Annotated in this window: 18 protein-coding genes and 5 pseudogenes; 6 read left to right on the forward strand and 17 right to left on the reverse strand. The window is 67.7% G+C overall.

Annotated elements, in window-relative coordinates:
- Nucleotides 1-1,800: VWA domain-containing protein (locus ATB1_RS14005; RefSeq protein ID WP_042664694.1), on the forward strand; the 1,800-nt coding region annotated here is incomplete at its 5' end.
- Nucleotides 1,801-1,836: 36 nt separating this feature from the next.
- On the opposite strand, the gene ATB1_RS14010 is transcribed toward ATB1_RS14005, so the two are convergent.
- The 11 genes and pseudogenes from ATB1_RS14010 to cbiT all read right to left on the reverse strand — a co-directional run bounded on the left by ATB1_RS14010 (nt 1,837) and on the right by cbiT (nt 10,562).
- Complete coding sequence (locus ATB1_RS14010) at nt 1,837-3,075, reverse strand: PQQ-binding-like beta-propeller repeat protein (protein WP_042664697.1); 1,239 nt, start codon at nt 3,073-3,075, stop codon at nt 1,837-1,839.
- Nucleotides 3,076-3,081: 6 nt separating this feature from the next.
- Entirely contained in the window at nt 3,082-3,465 is a 384-nt protein-coding gene (locus tag ATB1_RS14015) for a DUF3209 family protein (protein WP_042664700.1), read from the reverse strand.
- 2 nt (nt 3,466-3,467) lie between these two features.
- Nucleotides 3,468-4,688 carry a CbiX/SirB N-terminal domain-containing protein gene (locus ATB1_RS14020; protein ID WP_042664703.1) on the reverse strand — a complete coding sequence of 407 codons (1,221 nt, stop codon included), beginning with the start codon at nt 4,686-4,688 and terminating at the stop codon, nt 3,468-3,470.
- The gene (locus tag ATB1_RS14025; protein WP_042664751.1) at nt 4,685-5,356 is read right to left on the reverse strand and encodes a hypothetical protein; all 672 of its coding nucleotides are present in this window, start codon (nt 5,354-5,356) and stop codon (nt 4,685-4,687) included. The genes ATB1_RS14020 and ATB1_RS14025 overlap by 4 nt, the downstream gene beginning before the upstream one ends.
- Nucleotides 5,353-5,611, reverse strand: a pseudogene (locus ATB1_RS20940) (ferredoxin). Before ATB1_RS20940 ends, ATB1_RS14025 begins: the two are co-directional and overlap by 4 nt.
- Nucleotide 5,612: 1 nt before the next feature.
- Entirely contained in the window at nt 5,613-6,593 is a 981-nt protein-coding gene (gene cobJ, locus ATB1_RS14030; RefSeq protein ID WP_042664705.1) for a precorrin-3B C(17)-methyltransferase, read from the reverse strand.
- Between the two features lie 3 nt (nt 6,594-6,596).
- Nucleotides 6,597-7,475 (reverse strand): precorrin-3B C(17)-methyltransferase, encoded by an 879-nt coding sequence (locus ATB1_RS14035; protein ID WP_042664706.1) that lies wholly within the window; start codon nt 7,473-7,475, stop codon nt 6,597-6,599.
- Nucleotides 7,472-8,452: a cobalt-precorrin 5A hydrolase gene (gene cbiG, locus ATB1_RS14040; RefSeq protein ID WP_042664708.1), complete on the reverse strand. Its 981-nt coding sequence runs from the start codon at nt 8,450-8,452 to the stop codon at nt 7,472-7,474. Before cbiG ends, ATB1_RS14035 begins: the two co-directional genes overlap by 4 nt.
- Nucleotides 8,449-9,306, reverse strand: a complete 858-nt coding sequence (gene cobM / locus ATB1_RS14045) for a precorrin-4 C(11)-methyltransferase (protein WP_042664712.1) — start codon at nt 9,304-9,306, stop codon at nt 8,449-8,451. The genes cbiG and cobM overlap by 4 nt, the downstream gene beginning before the upstream one ends.
- A pseudogene (locus tag ATB1_RS14050) lies at nt 9,303-10,011 on the reverse strand (cobalt-factor II C(20)-methyltransferase). Before ATB1_RS14050 ends, cobM begins: the two are co-directional and overlap by 4 nt.
- Nucleotides 10,008-10,562, reverse strand: coding sequence for a precorrin-6Y C5,15-methyltransferase (decarboxylating) subunit CbiT (gene cbiT, locus ATB1_RS14055; protein ID WP_042664714.1), 555 nt, complete (start codon nt 10,560-10,562; stop codon nt 10,008-10,010). Before cbiT ends, ATB1_RS14050 begins: the two are co-directional and overlap by 4 nt.
- Before the next feature lie 170 nt (nt 10,563-10,732).
- On the opposite strand from cbiT, the gene ATB1_RS14060 reads away from it, so the two are divergent.
- From ATB1_RS14060 to ATB1_RS14075, 4 genes and pseudogenes are all read left to right on the forward strand, one after another.
- Entirely contained in the window at nt 10,733-10,918 is a 186-nt protein-coding gene (locus tag ATB1_RS14060) for a CbtB domain-containing protein (protein ID WP_042664716.1), read from the forward strand.
- Nucleotides 10,919-10,920: 2 nt separating this feature from the next.
- Nucleotides 10,921-11,782: pseudogene (locus ATB1_RS14065) on the forward strand (CbtA family protein).
- Nucleotides 11,782-12,123 carry a ferredoxin gene (locus tag ATB1_RS14070; RefSeq protein ID WP_042664720.1) on the forward strand — a complete coding sequence of 114 codons (342 nt, stop codon included), beginning with the start codon at nt 11,782-11,784 and terminating at the stop codon, nt 12,121-12,123. The pseudogene ATB1_RS14065 and the gene ATB1_RS14070 overlap by 1 nt, the downstream one beginning before the upstream one ends.
- A gap of 124 nt (nt 12,124-12,247) precedes the next feature.
- Nucleotides 12,248-12,742 carry an Lrp/AsnC family transcriptional regulator gene (locus ATB1_RS14075; RefSeq protein ID WP_042664723.1) on the forward strand — a complete coding sequence of 165 codons (495 nt, stop codon included), beginning with the start codon at nt 12,248-12,250 and terminating at the stop codon, nt 12,740-12,742.
- A 126-nt stretch (nt 12,743-12,868) separates the two neighbouring features.
- Here the strand turns inward: ATB1_RS14075 and ATB1_RS14080 are convergent.
- Both ATB1_RS14080 and ATB1_RS14085 read right to left on the reverse strand, forming a co-directional pair.
- Nucleotides 12,869-14,282, reverse strand: a pseudogene (locus ATB1_RS14080) (APC family permease).
- Nucleotides 14,283-14,546: 264 nt separating this feature from the next.
- Nucleotides 14,547-15,928 (reverse strand): annotated as a pseudogene (locus ATB1_RS14085) (NAD-dependent succinate-semialdehyde dehydrogenase).
- Nucleotides 15,929-16,185: 257 nt separating this feature from the next.
- Here ATB1_RS14085 and ATB1_RS14090 point away from each other — a divergent pair.
- Nucleotides 16,186-17,496, forward strand: coding sequence for an aspartate aminotransferase family protein (locus ATB1_RS14090; protein WP_042664754.1), 1,311 nt, complete (start codon nt 16,186-16,188; stop codon nt 17,494-17,496).
- A 49-nt stretch (nt 17,497-17,545) separates the two neighbouring features.
- On the opposite strand, the gene ATB1_RS14095 is transcribed toward ATB1_RS14090, so the two are convergent.
- The 4 genes from ATB1_RS14095 to ATB1_RS14110 all read right to left on the reverse strand — a co-directional run bounded on the left by ATB1_RS14095 (nt 17,546) and on the right by ATB1_RS14110 (nt 21,048).
- Nucleotides 17,546-18,220 carry a helix-turn-helix domain-containing protein gene (locus tag ATB1_RS14095; RefSeq protein ID WP_198526111.1) on the reverse strand — a complete coding sequence of 225 codons (675 nt, stop codon included), beginning with the start codon at nt 18,218-18,220 and terminating at the stop codon, nt 17,546-17,548.
- 331 nt (nt 18,221-18,551) lie between these two features.
- Nucleotides 18,552-19,601, reverse strand: a complete 1,050-nt coding sequence (locus ATB1_RS14100) for a zinc-dependent alcohol dehydrogenase family protein (RefSeq protein ID WP_042664726.1) — start codon at nt 19,599-19,601, stop codon at nt 18,552-18,554.
- Nucleotides 19,602-19,736: 135 nt separating this feature from the next.
- On the reverse strand, nt 19,737-20,408 hold the full coding sequence (locus ATB1_RS14105; RefSeq protein WP_042664729.1) for a helix-turn-helix domain-containing protein: 672 nt from the start codon (nt 20,406-20,408) through the stop codon (nt 19,737-19,739).
- A gap of 109 nt (nt 20,409-20,517) precedes the next feature.
- Nucleotides 20,518-21,048 carry an Lrp/AsnC family transcriptional regulator gene (locus tag ATB1_RS14110; protein WP_042664732.1) on the reverse strand — a complete coding sequence of 177 codons (531 nt, stop codon included), beginning with the start codon at nt 21,046-21,048 and terminating at the stop codon, nt 20,518-20,520.
- Nucleotides 21,049-21,154 lie beyond the last annotated feature (106 nt).

The raw sequence follows: 21,154 nt of genomic DNA on the forward strand, positions 1-21,154 counted from the left end.
ACCCGCGACCGGGTCGCGGGCACGCTCTCTGTCGCCGACGCGCTCGACGGCGAGGCGTCGTTCGACCCCGGGCTCTTGGCTCGCGCGAACCGCGGCATCCTCTACGTTGACGAGGTGAACCTCCTCGACGACCACCTCGTCGACCTGCTTTTGGACGCGGCCGCGAGCGGCGTCAACCGCGTCGAGCGCGACGGAGTGAGCGTCGAACACCCCGCCGAGTTCACCCTCGTCGGGACGATGAATCCCGAGGAGGGCGACCTCCGCCCCCAACTTCGCGACCGCTTCGCCCTCCAGGCGACCGTCGTCGGGAGCCGCGACATCGACGACCGCGTGGAGATTATCGACCGGGCGCTGGCGGGCGGCGACGACCCGGAGACGGTCGCCGACGCCCACCGCGAGGAGACCGCGGCGCTCGAAACCGTGCTTCGCGAGGCGACGGACCGCCTCGACTCGGTCGCCCTCCCGGTCGAGTTCAAGCGCGACATCGCCGAACTCTGCGTCGACGCCGGCGTCGAGGGCCACCGCGCCGACATCGCCATCGCCCGCACGGCCCGTACCCTCGCGGCGCTCGACGGCCGGACGAAAGTCCTCGAAAGCGACGTGCGCGAGGCGGCCGCGCTTGCGCTCCCCCACCGACTGCAGAGTCGTCCGTTCGACGACGACCCGGACGTCGATGACGTGCTCGACGACCACTTCGACGGGGAAGACGACCGGGACGACGCCGGGGACGGCGAAGAGGGTGAGAGCGGAAACGATGGAGATGGCGGGAACGGTCAAGACGGCGGCGGCGAGGAAGCCGGTTCCGACTCCGGTGAGGACGACGAAGCCACGGGAGAGGCCCCCGGCCCCGATACCGGGGATGACGACACCAGCGGCGACGACCGAGGTGGAGAAGTCGGCGGAGCCGACGAGAGCGCCCCCGAAGACGGCGATTCGGAAGAGGGGACTTCCGAGGACGGCGATACCGATGACTCCGGAGACGGTGCCGACGAAGCCACGCCGCTCCTGCCCGGACAGAATCGGGCCGCCATCGGCGACTCTGAGCGCCCGCCAGTCGAGGACTCGCCCCTCGACGCGGAGACGCCCGGCGACGGGAGCCGTGCCGCAGTTCGGGAGTCGCGGCAGGGGCGAGGCTCGCGGGTGCGGACCGAACCGGCGACCGAGACCGACGACATCGACGTTCCCGCCTCGGTCCGGGCCGCGGCCTCGGCCGGGCGCTCCCACGTCACCCGGTCGGACCTCAGAACCGCGGTCGCCCGCGGATCGGCCGAGACGCTCGTCGTGTTCGTCGTGGACGCGAGCGCGTCGATGCGCGCCGCGATGCGGCGGGCGAAGGGAACCGTGCTGTCGCTCCTCGAAGACGCCTACGAACAGCGCGACGAGGTCGCCTTCGTCGCGGTCGCGGGCGACGACGCCGAGGTGTTGCTCCCGCCGACCGACAGCGTGACGCTGGCGGCGCGGCACCTGAAGGAACTCCCGACGGGCGACAGGACGCCGCTTCCGTCCGGGTTGGACGCCGCCAGTCGGGTCATCGACCGATCGGACGCCGACGCCGCGCTCGTCGTCGTCGTCACCGACGGCCGGGCCAACGTCGCGGACGGGAGTCCGACCGGGCAGACTCGGTCGGCGGCGCGGAACCTCGCTACCGCGGACGCCTCGGTCGTCGTCGTCGACGCCGGCGACGACGGTATCGGCGTGACCGACATCCTCGTCTCCGAGACGGGCGCGCGGCGCATCCCGCTGTCCGACCTGTCGGCCGAGCGTGTCGCCGAAGCCGCGCGCTCCGTGGACGGGCAGTAGTCGGGGGTCGGTCGTCTCTTTTGGCATGGTGTGTTCCTATCGAATCGGTCGCGTGCGGAGTCGGTACGCCCCGCGCGTGACGCCCTCGTCGTGGTACTCGACTGGTTCTTCGACCACCGTGAGGATGCCTCCACCCGCGGCGATGGCGGTCGGGATGCCGGGGAGTCCCATCGTTTCGACGTGCCCCGCGTCGGGGGCGAAAACGTGGACGCCGTGGCGCTCGGCCTCTCGCTCCCGGAAGTGCTGGGCGGACGGCACGAACACCCGCGAGTCGGTAGTGACGGCCGCCCGTGCGAATCCGCCGGTGTCGCGGGTCCACAGGCGGTCACCCCCGTCGACCGAGACGCCGACCGCGGTGTGTTCGTCGGGATGTCGCGCGTCCGGGTCGCGGGTCGATTCGGCGAACGTGTTCCCCGTGACGAAGACGGCGGTTCCGTCGGCGACGCAGACGTGGGTCGGATAGGCGTAGACGGTCTCGTCGCCGACGCGGCGCTCGGTCGCGAGGTCGAGTTGCCACCGCGTCTCCCCGTCGAAATCGAGGAGATAGCCGCGTTTGTCGCCGTGGCTGGCGACGGCCAGCGTGTCGCCCGCGAACGCCACGTCGCCGACGCGTCGGTCCCCGTCGGTACCGGGGTCCCACGACGCGACCCGCGCTCCGGTGTGAGCGTCGAGGAGAACGAGGCCGTCCTGTTCGGGATTCGGACAGCGGTTGTACGCGACGGCGACGCGGGCCCCGTCGGCAGCGACCGCGATGGGCGACGCGTGGACGCGTCTGCGCCACGCGAGTCGCCCGTCCCGGTCGAATCCGAGGACGACGCTTCGCCAGCGTCGCTCCTCGCCGTCCCGCTCGTAGCGCCGGGCGACGACGACGACCCTGTCGCCCGTCACCGCGAGGTCGACGACGTACGGTCGGAAGAACAGCGAGTCCTTCGTCGCCGTGCCCACGTCGTCGGCCGTCGCGTACGTCCAGCGGGCGGCGCCCGTCTCGGCGTCGAGGACGCGAACCAGTCCGTCGCCGCCGCGCTCGCCGACGACGAGGAAGTCGTCAGTGGCGGCCATCGACACCACGGAGTGCTCGCTGTGCGCTTGCCAGCGTTCGCCGGCATCGGACGCGGAGTCAGCAGCAGCCTCCAGCGCGATGACGCGGCCGTCCGCGGTCCCGACGAAGACGGCGTCGCCGGTCGCTTCGACCGCGGAGCGCGCCCAGTTGTGGCGGCTGCTCGCGGCCTCGATTTCCCCGAGGTCGCGGCGGGCCGTGAGTGGGGACGGTGCCATCGAGATTCAGTCCTCGACGGGGAAGGCGTCGTGGAGCGTGTGGTGCGCCTCTCCGAGGTCGTCGAGGAACGCATCGGCTCCCTCGCGGATGCGTCGAAGCGACCGCTCGGCGTCGCGGACGGCGACGAGTCGTCCCCGAAGGTAGCCCGATTGCGGGTCGTCGTCGTCGATTCGCGTCGCCTCCGCTTCGAGGTCGACGAGCGCGGCGTCGAGGTGCCGCTGGGCCTCGTCGAGCGTGGTCGCGTTCGCGAGCGCCTGAATCGGGCCGGGGTCGGCGTCGCCGAGGTAGTCTTCGAGTTCGGCTTCGGCGTGTCGCTTCGCGTGTTCGTCGGTCGTTCCGGTGATGTTCAGGAGCGCCAGTCGGAGCGCTTCGAGTTCTGCGCAGGCCATGATTAGAGTGATTGGTGGACGAGGTTCGAGACGATGCGGTCCCGTTCGAGATGGGACGAGACGATGCGGTCGGTGTCGTCGGGCGTCACGCCGCCGTACCAGACGCTGTCGGGGTAGACGGCGACGATTGGGCCGTCGCCGCACTGGCCGAGACACGAACTCCGCGAGACGTGCACGTCGCAGTCGTCGGCGTCGCGAACGCCCTGTCTAAGTTGTTCGAGGACGGTCGCCGCGCCGCTCGCGGCGCAGGTCTGGTTCGTGCACACCGCGACGTGTTTCTCGGGGGCGTCGTGGGCGTGCGGGTCGTCGTCCACGTCGCTTCGGTCGGCGTGTTCGGCCTGATGGACGAGCGAGCGGAGCATCGCGCGAGCGCCGCCCTCGTCGTCCTCGTAGCCGGCGAGTTCGACCTTGTACTTGCAGGTGTCGCAGGACATCTCGACGCTCCCCGAGCGCGCTTCTCGGTAGCGGTCGGCGAGCGTCTCGACCACTCGGTCGTCCGTGCCGAGCGGCCCCGACGCGCCGGCGTCGACGTAGGGGTACTCCTCGTCGAACGTCTCGGCTTTGTCCACGATTCGCCCCGTCAGCACGCCGTCGCCGAGCATGTACGGGAGGACGACGACCGCGTCCGGGCGGTCCTTGGCGACGGTGTGAAGCGTCTCCTCCAACCGGGGCGTGGTGACGCCGATGAACGCCGATTCGACGCGGGTGAACCCGCGGCCCTCGTACAGCAGGCGTGCCAGTTTGTGCACGTCACCGTTCGAGTCGGGGTCGCTTGACCCGCGAGCGCAGAGCACGACCGCTACGTCGTCGTCCTCGCGGTCGACGCCGAGGTCGGACTCGACCGCCTGCACTCGCTCGTCTAACAGGTCCACGAGCGAGGGGTGGATGCCGAGGTGGGAGCCGAACCGGAACTCGGTGTCGTCGTGGGTCGCGCGGGCCCGCTGGACCGCCAGCGGCACGTCGTTTTTGACGTGGCTCGCGGCGAACAGCGAGAGGGGGACGACGGTCATCGTCCGGCAGGTCGGTGCCATCGACTCGATTGCGTCGTCTATCGAGGGTTCGGCGAGTTCGATGTACGCCGCGTCAACCGGAACCGACAGCCTCGACTCCAACTTCGCGGCGAGCGTCCGAACCTGCTCGTTGGACTCCTCGCGGCGCGAACCGTGGCCGACGAGGAGCACCGCGTCGTCGTCGAGCGCCGGGTCGGGCCGTTCGAGGCTCATGCGTTCTCGGCCTCTTCGAGGCTGCGGACGAGCTTTCGACGCCGCGTCGGCGCGAACAGGCTCGTCTCGTCGCTGCCCTCGTAGACCCACTCGCCGAAGCCGGCGGCCGCGTCGTCGTCGATGCCGAACCAGTAGCCACCCGACGAGGTTTCTTGAATCTCGCCGGTCGGCGCGTCGACCGGACAGGCGTCGAGCAGTCGGTCCACGGTGTCGAGGAGCGCCCGGTCGTCGTGGACGAACGAGATGCCGACCGTCCCCGACGAGGACTTGAAACAGACCGTCCCGCAGGATTCGAGGAGTCCCCGAAGGAGCTGTTTTCGCCGGTCGTCGAACACGTCGAAGCGGTAGCCGCCGTCGTCGTCGCCGACGGGAAGACCGAACGCGGCGCTCGCACTTCTGACCACGTCGCCTTCGACCATGACGTGGTACTCGTCTTTGACGCGGGTGACGGCGGTGTTGTGGGCGTACTCTCGCTCCGTCTCCCGGCGGTCGATTTCGCCGCCGCCGGCGATAACCGCGAGGCGGTTCGCACAGGTCTCGTCGTTCGTCAGCGCCGTGAACTGTCCCGGCTCGACCGCTCCGCCGCCGGCGACGTGGCCCCAGAGATAGGCCGTCTCGGGCGCGCACTTCAGGAGGTCGTCCGCAGGGGCGACGCCGGCGTCGCTCACGCGTCCACCTCCCGGACCGAAATCGCGCCCGGCGGACAGGCCTTGGGCCGCGAGCGTCGCGTCGTCGTCGTCCGCTTCGGCATCACCTTCGAGCAGGGCGACGACGCACCCGTCCGTCTGCTCGACGCTCACGACGCCGGCCGCCTCGGGGTCGATTGTGGCGAGTCCGTCGTCGTCCTCGACGAACCGGCCGTCGCGGGCGAGACAGGCGAAGATGCCGTCGCAGGCGTCTCGGTCGATTTCGATTTCGAACATCTCAGTACTCGTATTTCTGCTCGTAGCCCCGCGGCGTCACCATCCGACCGTCCCAGACGTACGTCTCCTCGTTGCCGACCAGCAGCGTCGTCGTCATGTCCACGAGGTCGGTCTCGCCGAGTTCGGGCAGGTCGCCGAGTTCGACGATTTCGACTTCCTCGTCGTCGCGGCCCGCGCCGTGGACGACGCCGACCGGCGTGTCGGGCGCACGGTGTTCGAGGAGAATCTCGCAGCACTTCTCGTAGTTCGACCGGCGCTTGCGGCTCCACGGGTTGTAGATGGCGATGGTGAACCCCTCCTTGGCGGCCGCGTGGAGGCGCGACTCGATGGTCGGCATCGAGGTCAGGTGGTCCGAGAGGCTGATGGTCACGGTGTCGTTGACGAGCGGCGCGCCCAGCCGGGCCGCACAGGACTGCGCCGCCGGGACGCCCGCGACCACGTCGAAGTCGACCATGCTCGCGGTCGCGCCCTTCGATTCGAGGATTTCGAGCGCGAGGCCGGCCAGCGCGTAGACGTTGGGGTCGCCGCTCCCGACGATGGCCACGTCGTTGCCGGCGAGGGTCCGGTCGACCGCCTCCTCGGTCCGGGAGACCTCGCCGCACATCGGCGTCGAGTAGATGTCCTCGGCGTCCTCGACGATGTCGTCGGGGAGGAGTTCGATGTAGGTCGTGTAACCGACGATATGGTCGGCCTCGCGGAGCGTGTCTTTCGCCAGCGTGGTCATCTCGCTCGCGCGACCGGGACCGAGGCCGACGGCGACGAGTTGCCCCGGTTCGCCGTCGAAGTCCTCGACAGTCGCTTCGACCTTCTCGGCGGTCTGTTCTTTCTTCGACCCGCTCGAACTGCCGCCGCACTTCGAAGCCGAGCCGTCGTCGGGCTTCGAGGACGACGCGCCACACTTCGATTCTGCGTCGGCCGAGTCGGTCGATTCCGCCGTCGCTCCGCCGCACTTCGATTCGGTTGTCGTGTCTGATTCGCTCATGGATTAGAAGTCGTCGACGTCGCGCCCGCCGCGGGGCGTGACGAGGTACGTTTCGTAGTCGTTGCTCCAGGGTTCGGTCTCGTGGGTGCCGATGAGAATCGAGGTCCCCATCCCGCCCACGTCGTCGTCGTGGGTCTTCGCGTCACCGAGGGTCGTAATCGAGAACGTCTCGTCGTCCAGATTTCGCCCGGCCTCGCCCCGACCGGCGTCGTTGAAGATGCCGACCGGCACGTCGTCGGCCCGCTCCTCGCGGACCACGTCGATGGCGCGTTCGTAGTTGCGCCAGCAGTTGTACAGGACGATGACGAAGCCGCTGATGGCGGCCGCGCGCAGTTTCTCCTCGATTTCGTCCCAGCCGCGCCACTTGTCGGACAGCGAGACCGTACAGAAGTCGTTCGACAGCGGCGCGCCCATCATGGCCGCGCCGCCGAGCGCCGCGGTGACGCCGGGGACGATTTCGATTGGCACGTCGGTCGCTTCGTCCGTCTCCGCCATCGTGAACACGAGGTCGGACTTCCCGTAGACGTTCGGGTCGCCGCCGGAGACGTGGACTACGTCCTCGCCGTCGCGGACGCGCTCGAACGCCTCGCGGGTCAGTTCGACCTGCTTTCCCATCGACGAGCGGACGACCTCCGGCCCCTCGTCGCTCTCTTCCGGCGGGAGGGTTCCGTCGTCGCGGAGGAACTCCTGATAGAGGTTCGAAGCGACCACGCAGTCCGAGGTCGAGACGAGTTCCTTCGCTCGCTTCGTCATGTGGTCGGGGAGACCGGGACCGATGCCGACGACGTAGAGGGTTCCGTAGTCGTCTGGGTACTCGTCACGGTTGCGGTCGCGGTCGCTGGAGCCGGACGCCGGTTCGGTCTGCTCGCCGCCGTCGCTCATCGTCCCACCGCCACGGTCACGGCGTCGTCGTAGCGCCGCTTTTTGACGACCAGTTCGTGGTCGCGGCCGCCGGCGATGGCGCTCGCCTCGGCGATGCCGGGCCAGCCGATGAGTTCCTTCGACCGCGAGGGCGTCGGCCCCTCGAACTCGGTGAGGGTCTCTTTTTCGAAGTAGACGACGCCCGCGCCGATTTCCTCGGCGGCGTCGAGCATGCCGGGTTCGTCCGCCTTTCGCGTGCCGGTGGCGACGAACTCCACGTCGTCCCAGTCGCGGTCGGCGTCGTCGAGCGCGCGCTCCCACGCCGTCAGGAACTGCGCTTTCTTCGCGCCGGAGACGCTGCCCGTCCCGAGGACGACGCCGTCGTCGCCGTTGCGCTTCAGGACCGTCACGTCGTCGCCGACGAGCACCGCCTTCGGACCGTCGAGTCGGGCGACGGGACCGAGTTCGTCGTTGAGGACGGCGAGGTTCGTCGCCACGGTCGAATCGCCGTTGACGACGTGGGAATCGAGCGCCTTCGCCTTGCTCTCGACGCCCTGCTTGCCCGCGGCCTCCGAAGCGGTCGTCATCGCCGGAACGGCCCCGAGTTTCGAGAGGTCGTGGGCGACCTGATTCGCGCCGTGGTGGCCGCCGGTGAGCGGAATCGCCCACGTCAGTTCCTCGTCGACGACGACGACCGCCGGGTCCTCCCACTTGTCGTCGAGGAGGCCGGCGGTTTTCCGCATGGCGATGCCGCTGGCCATCAGGCCGACGAAGCAATCGTACTCGCCCCAGTGGTCGGCGAACACGTCGCCGTGGTAGGTGAGTATGTCTATCCGGTCGTAGTCGTCCGCGAGGTCGCGTTTGATTTCCTCCGCCGTGTCGAGTTTTCGTTCGAAGCTGACGATGGCGATTTCGTCGGCGACCTCGCCGTCGCTGTCGGGAGTGCTACAGTGGCCGCTTCCGGAGTCGGTGTCGGAGTTAGAGTCTGCGTCGCTCATTGCGCATCACGCTCCTGCGGGTCGGAATCGGAATCGGAATCAGAATTGGGGTCGTCGTTCGGTGCATCGCCGCCGCGGGCCCAGTCGCCGTAGAGGAATGACCGCTCGTAGTCCGAGCCGTTCACCGCCTCGCCGATGATGACGAGCGCCGAGGCGCGGTAGCCCGCGTCTTCGACCCGCTCGCCGATGGTCTCGATGGTGCCCTCGATGACGTCTTCGTCCGGCCACGAGGCGTGGTAGACGACCGCGACGGGCGTGTCGGGGTCGTGACCCTCGTCCAGTAGGCGGTCCATCGTCTCGGCGACAGCGTGGGTGCCGAGGTAGATGCAGACCGTCGTGTCGCCGAAGCCGACGAAGTCGCTGATGTGGTCTTCCTCGGCCGAGAGCGTCCGGCCCTGCGGCCGGGTGAAGACGACGTGATTCGAGACCTCGTTCAGCGTCAACTGGGTCCGGAGCGTCGCGCTCGCGGCGAACGCCGACGTGACGCCGGGGACGAGGTAGCTTGGAACGCCCGCCTCGGCCAGCGCGTCCATCTGCTCCAGGGCGGCCCCGTAAATCGCCGGGTCGCCGCTGTGGAGTCGGACGACGGTCCGGCCCGACTCGTAGGCGTCGGCCATCAGCGGAATCAGCTCTTCGAGGTCCTTGCCGACGCTGTTGACCTGCTCGGCGTCGGCGCAGAACTCGTCTAGGAGTTCGCTGTTGACGAGCGACCCCGCGTGAACCACGAGGTCGGCGTCTTCGACGAGCTTCCGCCCGGCGACGGTGAGCAGGTCCGGGTCGCCCGGCCCCGCGCCGACGAAGGGAATTCCCTCGTCGTCGGTGACGCCGGTGTCGGCCTCGCCGTCGACGCTCACGCCGACCCCCCCGATTCGACGCCGTCGAACGCGGCGGTCGCCACGTCGCGCTCGACGCCCCCGCGCTCCGCGTAGGCCAGCGTGTAGTAGTCGCGTTCGGCGAGTTCCTCGGGGTCGTCGGTGACGACCGTCTCGCCCTGCTCCATGAACAGCCGACGGCCGAACCGGACGTCGTAGCCCGCCTCGGTCAGCTTCTCGTGGGTCGCCGGCGCGTCGGTGACCTTGAACAGCACCATTCGGTCGGGGCCGGTCGGCGCGGAGCCGTTGGCGGCCTCGCGGAGCGCGAGCCCGGTTCCGGACTCGATTTCGACGCCGAGCGCGGTCGCGAAGGCCGTCATCGCGCTCACGCCGGGGACGACTTCGAGGTCGACCTCGGGGTGGAACGCGTCGAGGGTGCGGCGGAGGTGGCCGAACGTCGAGTAGACGTTGGGGTCGCCGAGCGTCACGAACGCCACGTCCTCGGACTCGGCGCGGGCGGCCACCTCGGCGGCGGCCTCCTTCCACGCGCGGCGGAGTTCGTCGGGAGTCGCGCGTCATCGGGAAGTCGAGGTCGCCGATACGCTCTTCGGGGACGTGGTTCAGCGCGACCGTCCGCGAGAGTCGGCCGGGCGAGTAGACTACCGCCGCAGATTCCAGCAGTCGCTTCCCCTTGACGGTCACGAGGTCGGCGTCGCCGGGGCCGAGGCCGATGCCGTAGACGGTCATAGCCCCTCCGCGTCGCGTCGGCCGACGACGACGTACACCGGGTTGTTCGACCGGAAACTCGTCGCGCCGGCGAGTTCGTAGCCGTGGCTCACCTGCATCTGGACGACCTCCGAGAGCAGGCCGCGCTCGCGGAACGCCTCGATGGCGTCGCCGGCGGGTTCGACCCGCGAGACGTTCATGACGACGCGGTCGACGCCGGTGTCGACGGCGTGGTCGAGGACGGCATCGAAGTTCCGACTGCCGCCGACGAACAACGCGTCGGCGTCAGCCGGGAGGCCGTCGGGAGCCTCCGCCTCGCGGAGCGTCACGTCGGCGTCGTACTCGTTCGCCGCGAGGTTCTTTCGCGTCACGTCCAGCCGCTTCGGTTTCCGTTCGACGGCGGTCACGCGCTCGACCCGCCGGGCCGCCTCGATGGTGACGGAGCCGGTACAGGAGCCGACATCGACGAAATGGTCCGTCGGCCGCAAGCCGAGTTTGTCGAGCGTGACCGCTCTCACCTCCGGTTTCGTGGGTCCCGCCTTGGCGTCGTGCGGGAGCGTTACCTGTGACATTCGACTCGACAATCCGGGCGCGGTTTGAAAACAATTGTGCTTGGAGTACAGCAAATGAACTTTCATAAAACTGCCCCGATGAGTTATTAAATCTAAGTTGCTGAATTGCAATCTTGGTTGTTTTCGAAAGTTTTACAAGCAGACTTGGTTTTCATCAATCTGAGTTTACCATGGCTACGGCGAACACCGTCAACGGTCGAATCGAACGCGCTCGTACCGAGCTATCCCCCACGCAGATGGCTGCAGGAGCCCTCTTTATCGCCGCGCTGGGCTTTACGCTCCTGTTCGTGCAGGACCCGCTCGTCCACGACTCGCTGCACAACTTCCGCCACGCGGCCGGTATCGCCTGTCACTAACCATGTTCGCCCAGTACCTGACGCGGGGGGTGAAGGCGGGGTTGGTCGCCGGACTGGTGTTCGGCCTGTTCATGGCCGTCGTCGCCAACCCTCTCGTCGCCTACGCGGACGAACTGAACCACGCCACGGTTGAGGAGAGCGGTCACAGCCACGAGGCGGAGAGCGCCCACAGCCACGGGTCCGAAGGAACTCACAGCCACGAGTCCGAAGGAACTCACAGCCACGAGTCCGGTGACTCTCACGCCGGCGAAGGCGACGGCCATCACGACACCGCGGTGTCGATGGCGGTCACGAAGGCCGTGAGCGTCGCGGCCGGCGGGCTGTGGGGCGTCGTGCTCGGCGGCGCGTTCTTCGGGGTCGCGTTCTTCTTCCTCGAACCGGCGATTCCGGGTCCCGACGCCACGAAGAGCTATCTGATGGGGCTCGCGGGGTTCATCACCGTCTCGGGCGCGCCGTGGCTGGTCCTCCCCCCTGTCGCGCCGGGCGCGGAGCAGTCGCTTTCGGTGGCGACGCGGCTCCCGCTCTACGCCGGGATGATGCTCGCCGGCGCGCTCGCTTGCCTCTCGGCGGGTTACGCCTACACCCGCTTGCGCGAGTCGAGCGGCCTCCCTCGCGGCCATCGTCGGCGCGGTCGTTCCGTTCGGTCTGCTCGCGGCCCTCGCCGTCTTCGCTCCCGAAAACGCGGTTCACGGGGCGCTGTCGCCGACGCTTGAAACCGGACTCACCGGACTGTTCGCGTTCGGGCAGGTCCTCCTGTGGCTGGTCCTCGCGGCGGCGCACGCGCGGTTCCGGCCGTCGAGTGAGTCCGAGTCCGAATCGGCGATTCCGACCGCAGGCCGGGACTCGGCTCCCGCGGCCGACTGATGCGCGACCGAACCGACGAAATCCGCGAGCACGGCTTCACGGACCACGTGTTGGTCTGTACGAACAGCCGAGAGTCCGAGTACGCCGACTGCGCCGAGGCCGACGGCACCGCGGTGTACGACGCGGTGACCTCGTGGTTGCGCGACCGTGGCGTCTTCTGGTCGCGGGTTCAGGTCGCCGAAACGAGCTGTCTCGGCCTCTGTAGCGCCGAGTGGGCCGCGGTCGCCATCCACCCGCGGAACCGGTGGTACTCGGACGTTCGCCCCGGGGACGTGCCGTCGCTGTTGGCCGACGAGTTCGGCCCCGACGCGTCGAACCTCGGCGTTCGACCCGACCGCTGACCGCCGACTCGCCGACACCGGCGGCCGCGACGCGCCCGTCTCACCACCGTCTTGCCGCCATCTCCCCGACGCGGACGGGGTTGAACGCAGAACAATAATATCGTTGCACTTCTGATTACGGTTCATGGACGAGAAGGACCTTCGAATCCTCAAGGCCATCGGGACGCTCGAATCGGGGAGTCCCGACCGGATAACCGAGGAGACGGGCATCCCGAAGTCGACGGTTCACTACCGCCTCGAACGGCTCCAAGAACAGGGCATCATCAAGAACGACATCTTCGACGTCGACTTCGAGAAAGCCGGGCTGAACCTCACGCTCATCACCGAGGTCTGGGCCGAGTACGGCTCTGAGTACCACAAGGAGGTCGGCGACAAACTCGGCGAGGTCCCCGGCGTCAATCAGGTGTACTTCACGCTCGGCGACACCGACTTCGTCCTGATTTCGCACCTCGCCTCGCGCGGGATGGTCGAAGACCTCATCTCGGAGTTCGAGGAGATAGACGAGATTTCGCGGACGAGCTCGACGTTCGTCATCACGACCATCAAGGACGAGCCGAACCCGCTGAACGACTACGAACTCGAAGAACTGAAAGCGGCGCTCCTCCCCGACGTGTCGTAACGCGGTCCGCGCCGACTCCCCGGGTGCGACGAGTCGCACCCGCGATGCGTTCGACCCGCATCCGCGTCCGCGTCCGCATCGCGGCTGAACCCGCACCGACACCGCGCTTCGACCGCAGGAAGCGAATCAGTCTTCGAGCTGCTGGGCGCTCAGGTGCGCCTTGGCCTCCGTCCGGGTCGGGAGCCCGCCGGCGACGGCCAGCAGGACGACGCCGAGCAGGCACCAGCCGCCGACCATCGCCCACTCGTAGGGCCACGCCAGCGCCGAGGGCGAGCCGGGGAGGTAGAGGCCGACGAAGAACACCGTCAGTAGCAGGCTGAGCGCGCCGACCGCGTAGCCCGCCGGAAGCTTGAACGGCCGGTCGAAGTCGGGGTCGCGGTACCGGAGCACGAGGAACGAGACGACGACGAGGACGCCACGCCGTCACCATGCCGAGGCCGCCGGCGTTGACGACCCACACGAGCATCTGCTCGCCGAACAGGGGCGCGAGCGCCGCCAGCCCGCCGACGAGCACGATTGCGGTCGACGGCGTGTCGTGGTCGTCGTGAATCGTCGCGAGCCGCTCGGGGAGCATGTTCGAGTCGGCCATGGCGTAGATGGCGCGGCTGGCTCCGAGGACGAAACCGTTCCAGCTCGTGAGGATTCCCGCGAGGCCGGCCAGCGCCATGATGCGGCCGATGGTGGCGCTGTCGAACGCGATTTCCATCGCCGTCGCGGCGGGGAGCGAACTCTCGACGAGCGTCGCGCCCGTGGCGACCTGCCCGGCCGCCCAGATGACGGCGATGTAGAACGCGGCGGCGCAGGCGACCGAGAGCCCGATGAGCCCGCCGAGGAGCTTCGGCGACACGTCGGCCTCGCCCGCGGCCTGCGGAATCACGTCGAAGCCGACGAACATGAACGGCGTCATGATGGCGACCGTGAACACGCCGCCGATGCCGGCCCCCGCGAGCGGTGGCGAGGACGGCGAGGTGCCGTTGAACAGCGCGCCGAGGAGGAGCGTCAGGCCGGACAGCGTGATGACGAGCGCGAGAATCGCCTGGAACTGCGCGGCCGGGCGGACGCCCCGGTAATTGAGGTACGTGATAACCACGGAGCCGATGACGCCCGTCGCCACCCACGTGCCGTAGACCGGCTGGCCGGCGACCGTCCAGAGTTCGAACACGTTGAACCCGGGGACGATGTACGCGAGGGCGCTCGGGAGCGCGACCGCCTCGAACGCGACGACGCTGATGTAGCCGAAGATTATCGCCCACGTGCAGACGAACGAGCCGGCCGGCCCCAACGCCCGCATGCTGTAGACGTGCTCGCCGCCGACGAAGGGCATCGCCGAGGCGAGTTCGCCGTAGATGAGCGAGACGACGGACACCATGAACCCGCCGAGAACGAACGCCGAGATGGCGCCGGTGACGCCGCTCTGGTCGATGAAGTACCCCGTCTGCACGATCCAACCCCATCCGATCATCGCCCCGAGCGCGAGCACGAACACGTCGCGCTTCGAGAGGACGCGTGAGAGTTCTCCTGTCATGGTTATGATTGACATCACCACATTCTAACTTGCCCACTATATATCTTACTGTGTTCAATTTTTAGAGGAAATTAGGGACACAGTTCAATAGATAATCATGGTCTGGAACGACAAACTGGCCGACGATTCACCGGAAAATCGCCAAACGGCCGGCGGTTCGAATGGTAGTCAACTCGTCGAGCGGAAAGAAAAGCCGAGAACGCTCGATTCACCTTCCGGGCGGTCGTCGCGGCCGCCGCGCCGGTGTCGCTCCGGGCGTCGGGTCGGGTGCCGGCTCGGTTACTCGTCGGCGGGCGCGTCCTCGACCCGGACCGTCTTCGTGTTGACGAACTCCAGAATCCCGTGCCGGGAGAGTTCGGTCCCGTAGCCCGAGTCTTTCGTCCCGCTGAACGGGACTCGCGGGTCCGACGCGACGACGTTGTTGACGGCGACGTTGCCCGCGGTGAGTCTCTCCGTGAGCGCCTCGCCGCGCTCGGCGTCGGCCGTCCAGACGCTCGCGCCGAGGCCGTAGGGCGTGTCGTTCGCCACGCGGACCGCCGCAGATTCGTCTTCGACCTCGATGACCGTGGCGACGGGGCCGAACAGCTCCTCGGTCCTCGCGGGTGCGTCTTCGGGCGCGTCGGTTAGCACCGTCGGCGGATAGTAGTGGCCGGGTCGGTCGAGCGGTTCGCCGCCGAGGCGGAGCGTCGCGCCGGCCTCGACGGACGCCGTGACCTGCTCGTGGAGCGTCTCCATGAGGTCCGCCCGCGCCTGCGGCCCCACGTCGGTCTCGGGGTCGGTGGGGTCGCCGACGGTCAGCGAGCGCATCTCCTCGGTGAAGCGCTCGACGAACTCGTCGTAGACGGCCTCGTGGACGAGGAAGCGCTTCGCGGCGATACACGACTGGCCGTTGTTCTGGGTCCGCGCCCGCGCGGCCTGCTTCGCGGTCGCTTCGAGCGGCGCGTCGTCGAGGACGACGAACGGGTCGCTCCCGCCGAGTTCGAGCACCGTCGGCTTGAGTTCGCGGCCGCTCGTCTCCGCGACGGCCCGCCCGGCGCGGGTGCTCCCCGTCAGACTCACGCCGCGAACCCGGTCGTCTTCGATGACGCCGGCGACGCGCTCGGCGGGGAAATCTGCAGCGAGGTGAACACGTCGTCCGGGTAGCCCGCCCGCTCGAAGACGGAGGCGATGGCGTCGGCGGACCCGAAGACGTTCGGCGCGTGCTTGAGCACCGCGACGTTGCCGGCGGTGATGTGCGGGGCCGCGAACCGGAACACCTGCCAGAACGGGAAGTTCCACGGCATCACCGCGAGCACCGGGCCGATGGGTTCGTAGGAGACGTACGTCTTCGACCCCGGCACGGTGCCGATGTGTTCGTCCTGCAGGAACTCCGACGCGTGCTCGGCGTAGTAGTCGCAGACCCACGCGCACTTTTCGACCTCGGAGACCGCCTGCTCTATGGGCTTTCCCATCTCCTCTGTCATCAGTTCCGCGTACTCCTCGCTGTGCTCGCGCAGCACGTCGGCGGCGGCCGCGAGCAACTTCTCGCGCCGCGAAATCGGCGTCTCGCGCCACGATTCGAACCGGTCCCACGCGGCGTCCAAGCGCGCGTCGACAGTCGCCTCGTCGTGCTCCTCGTGCGTCTCGATGACCTCCTCGGTCGCGGGGTTGATGGATTTCATGGTCGGCTCTCGGGAGCGCGGCGGTCGCTCGCGACTCCCGCTTGGCTCCACCGTCGCCCCATATGTTGATAAATGTTCCATCTGTGTCTGAATGTTTGGACTGTGTTCAAAACCCATCGGTGACGAACGCAGTCGAGTACGTGGTCACCAGCCACGTTCGAGTCTGGAGCACCGGTTTCGACCCGATACAATCGGCATTTTCTGAACTTTATCCCATACAGAACAATTTATTAGGATTCAGTTTAGAAGTTGTGTTCATGAGAGAACGGACGACGAATTCGTCGGTCGAGGCGGCGTACGACGACTACCTCATGCCGATTTGGAAATCGCTGAACGTCCCGGTCGAGCGGGCGTCGGGGTGCACGCTCGAAGACTTCGACGGCAACGAGTACCTCGACGTGTTCTCCGGTATCTCGGTGACCAACGTCGGGCACAACAACGAGGCCGTCGTCGAGGCCGCGACCGAGCAGTTGGAGGAGTTCGTCCACGGCTGTTCGTACGTCCACCCGAACCGGCCGGTGGCCGACCTCGCCGAGACCATCGCCGAGGTGACGCCCGGCGACCTCCAGAAGACCTTCTTCTGTAACTCCGGCACCGAGGCCGTCGAGGGGGCCATCAAGCTCGCCCGGAAGTACACCGGCTCCAAGGAGGTCATCTCGCTGGAGATGGGCTTCCACGGCCGCACCCTCGGAAGCCTCGCGCTCACCGGCAACAGGGCCTACAAGCAGGACATGGCCCCGACGATTAACGACGTGGCTCACACCGCGCCGCCGTACGCCTACCGCTGTCCCCGCTGTGACGGCGACACCTGCGGCGCGGACTGCGCCGACGCGCTCGAACGGGTCATCGGCTCGCACACCAGCGGCGACCTCGCGGCGGTCGTCGTCGAACCCGTCATGGGCGAGGCCGGCATCGTCGTCCCCTCGGAGGCGTGGCTCAAGCGCGTGCGGGACATCGCCCACGACCACGGCGCGCTCCTCATCGCCGACGAGGTCCAGACCGGCTACGGCCGCACCGGCGAACTGTTCGCCAGCGAGCACTTCGGCGTCGAACCCGACATCCTGACGCAGGCGAAGGGCATCGCCAACGGCCTGCCCCTCGGCGCGTTCACGGCCCCCGCGGACATCGCGGACGCGTTCGGCTCCGGCGACCACCTCTCGACGTTCGGCGGCAACCCCGTCGCTTGCGCGGCCGCGCTGGCGACCATCGAGGAACTCCAGAACGGCGTCATCGACAACGCCCGCGAGAACGGCGAGTGGCTCTCGGCCGAACTCGCCACGCTCGAATCCGACTACGACGTGGTCGGCGAGGCGCGCGGCCTCGGACTGATGCAGGGCATCGAACTCGTCGACCCGGAAAAGTCGGGCCCGCAGCACGTCGCGCCCGCCCCGGACAAGGAACTCGCGGCCGCGGTCGGAGACCACCTCCGCGAGGAGTCCAACGTCGTCATGGGCGTCGGCGGCTACTACAAGAACGTCATGCGCTTCCAGCCCCCGCTGACGATTTCGCGGGCGCAACTCGGCGAGGCGGTCGACGCGCTCCGCGTCGCGCTGGACGACCTGGCCTGAGTCGCCTGCGTCGGCCGCGACACCCGCTCACGGCCCGGTTTCGGTGACACTATTTAGAGAGTGTGTTTATGTACTCGCGCGAGTCGAGCGTGGCCGTCAGCAGTTGGCGTTCCCCCCGTCGAAGGAGGTCCGACATCGAGGGCTGTGAGATGTCCAACTCGTCGGCGAGTTCGGCCGCGGTGACCTGTCGCGGCCGCTCGTAGTAGCCGCGCGAGAGCGCGAGCGTCAGCGCCTCGTGCTGTCGCTTGGTCAGCCCGTACGGGGAGTCGTCTTCGAACGACGTCCGGTCGTGGGTGAGCGAGATAATCTCGACGTCGATATCGCCACCTTGGCACGCCGTCTGGAACTCGCTGAGCGCGGCGTAGTCCTTGAACAGTTTCTCTTCGTACCATCCCTCGGGCGTGACGAGTATCGAGTCCATCAACGCCGCGTCCGTGCTCCCGTCGAAGACGTCGGACACCGCCTCGTCGAGTTCGACGGTGAGCTTGAAAATCGTCTTCCCGCTCGACCGACCGAGCGTCGTCGCCTCCACCACTTCGTCGAGCGCCGAGAGCCGCGCTTCGGACGCGTCCTCGTCGGCGTCGATGCCGACGATGAACAGTTGGAGCCCCGGCTGTAGGCTGAGCCCGTGTATGCACTCTATCTCGCCCGCCCGGGTCGATTCGGCGATGCTAACGAGGGGGAGAAACGGGGAGCTGAGGTGCAGGTTCGTGATGATTGTCATGTTGGTGGCGTGTCTCTCGGCGGGTGCGGCGGTGCGTCTATCTTCGGTCGTCGCTTGGGTTTCGGCTCGTTTGGTCGTGACGCTGTCTACAAAGCCTATTTAAGTCGGGCCGTCAGCGGGCGTCTGCGGCACGGCGACAGCGGTGTTCGTCACTCCCCGGCGACTGCGCGTCGAACGTCCGGCACAGTACCTTCGAAAAGGGAACTCGGAACGCGGTTGCGGGACCTCACAGCGCGGAGGTGATAGTGGGAATTGGTGTTGGGGAGGGTGGGTCCCACTGAAACGGCCGTCTACGCCGGGAGCGCGTCCCGACCGTCGGTCTGGGTGCGTCTTACTCGTCGATTTTCACCATGACCTTGATGGCCTCGCGGTCGTCCATCGCCTGATAGCCCTCCGGGACCCCGTCGAGGTCGACGGTCTTCGTCAGGATGGGCGACGGGTCGAGGGTTCCCTGCAACACGTCGTCCATGAGTTCCTCGATGTAGTTCCGGACGGGCGCGCCGCCGGCGGAGAACGAGAGGTTCTTGTAGAATATCGGCTGGAGGAAGTCGGCGGACTCGACGTGCGGGACGCCGACGGCGCCGATGGAGCCGCCGGGGCGGGCGACCTGCGCGGCGGTTTCGAGCGCCGACGCCGCGCCGACGCATTCGAGGACGTGGTTCGCGCCGCCGTGGGTGAGTTCGAGGACTTCCTCGACGGCCTCCTGCCCGCGGGACGAGACGGTGTCGGTCGCGCCGAGTTCCCGAGCGACCGCTAAGCGGTCCTCGTGGTGGCCGACCGCGATGATGCGCTCTGCGCCGATGCGCTTGGCCGCGAGAACGCCGCACAGTCCGACCGCGCCGTCGCCGATGACGACCGCGGTGTCACCGGCTTCGAGGTCCGCCAAGACGGCGGCGTGGTGGCCGGTCGACATCACGTCCGTCAGCGGGAGGAGCGATTTGAGCGTTTCTTCGTCGTCGGCGTATCGCTCGGGGACTCGAACGACCGTGCCGTCGGCGTGGGGGACGCGGACCTTCTCGGCCTGCGCGCCGCCGGTCTCGCCGCCGTGCGGGCCGAAGAATCCGCCGTCTACACACGCGGTGTGGATGCCTTTGCGACAGAACTCGCACTCACCACAACTGTACGCGAACGGGACGAGCACGCGGTCGCCCGGCCGGACGCTCGTGACGTCCTCGCCGACTTCCTCGACGATACCCATCGGTTCGTGGCCGACGGCCGAACCGGGTTCGTGTTCCTCGTGACCGCGGTAGAACCAGAGGTCGGACCCGCAGATGGCGGTGTGGGTGACGCGGATGACCACGTCGGTCGATTCCTGAAGCTCCGGTTCCGGTTTCTCCTCGATGCGAATGTCGCCCGGACCTCGATAGACTGCTGATTTCATGTACGCTGTGAGGTACGGACCTAGTCGGGATAGATGCGATGCTATCTGAAAAGTCCATTTAACTGCGGCCGGGTGGCCGTCCCGCTCGGCCACGGGGAAGCGAGGCGACCGCCTCGGGGCGTGACCCGTGGCGGTTCACTGCGTGGGCGATTGCATCCGCGCCCGCATGCCCAGCGAGGACGTGATCAGTTGCCGCTCGCCGCGGCGGAGGAGACTCGACAGCGACGGTTGCGAGATGCCGAGCTCGGCGGCCAGCTCCTCGGCCGTAATCTGCCGCGGACTCTCGTAGTAGCCGCGAGAGACGGCGAGCGTCAGCGCCTCCCGCTGGCGGTCGGTGAGGCTGTCCGACGACTCGCCGGACGGGGACCCCTCCGACGTGATGGACACGAGGTCGAGCGAGATACCGTGGTTCTCACAGCTCTCTCGGAAGCTGTTGAACCCCTCGTACTCTTTGAACACTTTCGTCTCGTACCAGCCGTCGACGGTGACGGTAGTCGGTTCGAGCTGTGCGCCCCCGAAATCGGGCTCGAACGCCTTCGAGACGGACTCCGCCAGTTCGACGGTGAGTTTGTAGACCGACTTGTCGCCCGTCTCTCCGAGCGCGTCGATTTCGACGACCTCGTCGAACGTCACGAGGTCGCTTTTCGTGATGCCGTCGTCGCTGTCGAATCGCACGGTAAACACCTGGACGTCCGGCCGGAGGCAGAGGGCGTGAGCGCACTCGAACTCGTCGGGTTGGAGGGCGTCCGCGATACTGACGAGCGGGAGCGAAGGAGACCGAAGGACGAACTCGGTGGTGATAGCCATTGTGTAGTTTCACACCGTCCGGAGAGTTAACGTTCCGGGTCCCTTCGAAGTCAGCCGGTTCGACCGGGCGCTTCGCCCTCCTCCGACGCCGGGCTCGATACCGACCGATTCAGGGGCGGTCCAGCTCTTTGTCCCACGCCTTCCACGTCTTCAGAAGCGGGATGATGGTGTAGTCGTCGACGATGTCCTCGCCGTCGAAGAGGTCCCAGACGTACTCTTTCAGCGCGTTCAGGTCGGTGTGCCACGCGCTGAAGACGAGGTCGTACTCGCCGAGACAGGAACTCGCGTTGTAGACGAGCCCCTCGTCGATGAGCATCGTGATGAACTCGGTTCGAACCTCGGCGGAGACGTGCTGGTCGAACGAGACGAGTATCTGCGCGTCGGCGAGGTCGGCCTCTTGGAGGACGATGACCGCGAGGATTTCGAGCACGTCGCTCTCCTGAAGGTTCTCGCGGCGGCGACGGACCGCGGTCCGGGAGAGGCCGACGCGCTCGGCGAGTTCCGTGTCTGAGATGCGGCCGTTCTCGTTGAGCGCGCGGAATATCTCGTAGTCGTGCTCGTCGAGGTAGTTTTCGAGGACCGCCTCCGGCGTGTTCGGGTCGGGCGGCGCGTCGGCGGACGTGAGGTCGGGGTTTTCCATGGTCGGATATATTCTCCGGGGTTCGATTTGAAACTGCTGGTGGCGTAACCGTATCAAAACGGCACAGGATTTGTGCCGAATCGGCTAGTGTGCGGGTCGCATCGCC

It is taken from the genome of Haloferax sp. ATB1 (assembly GCF_000730175.1).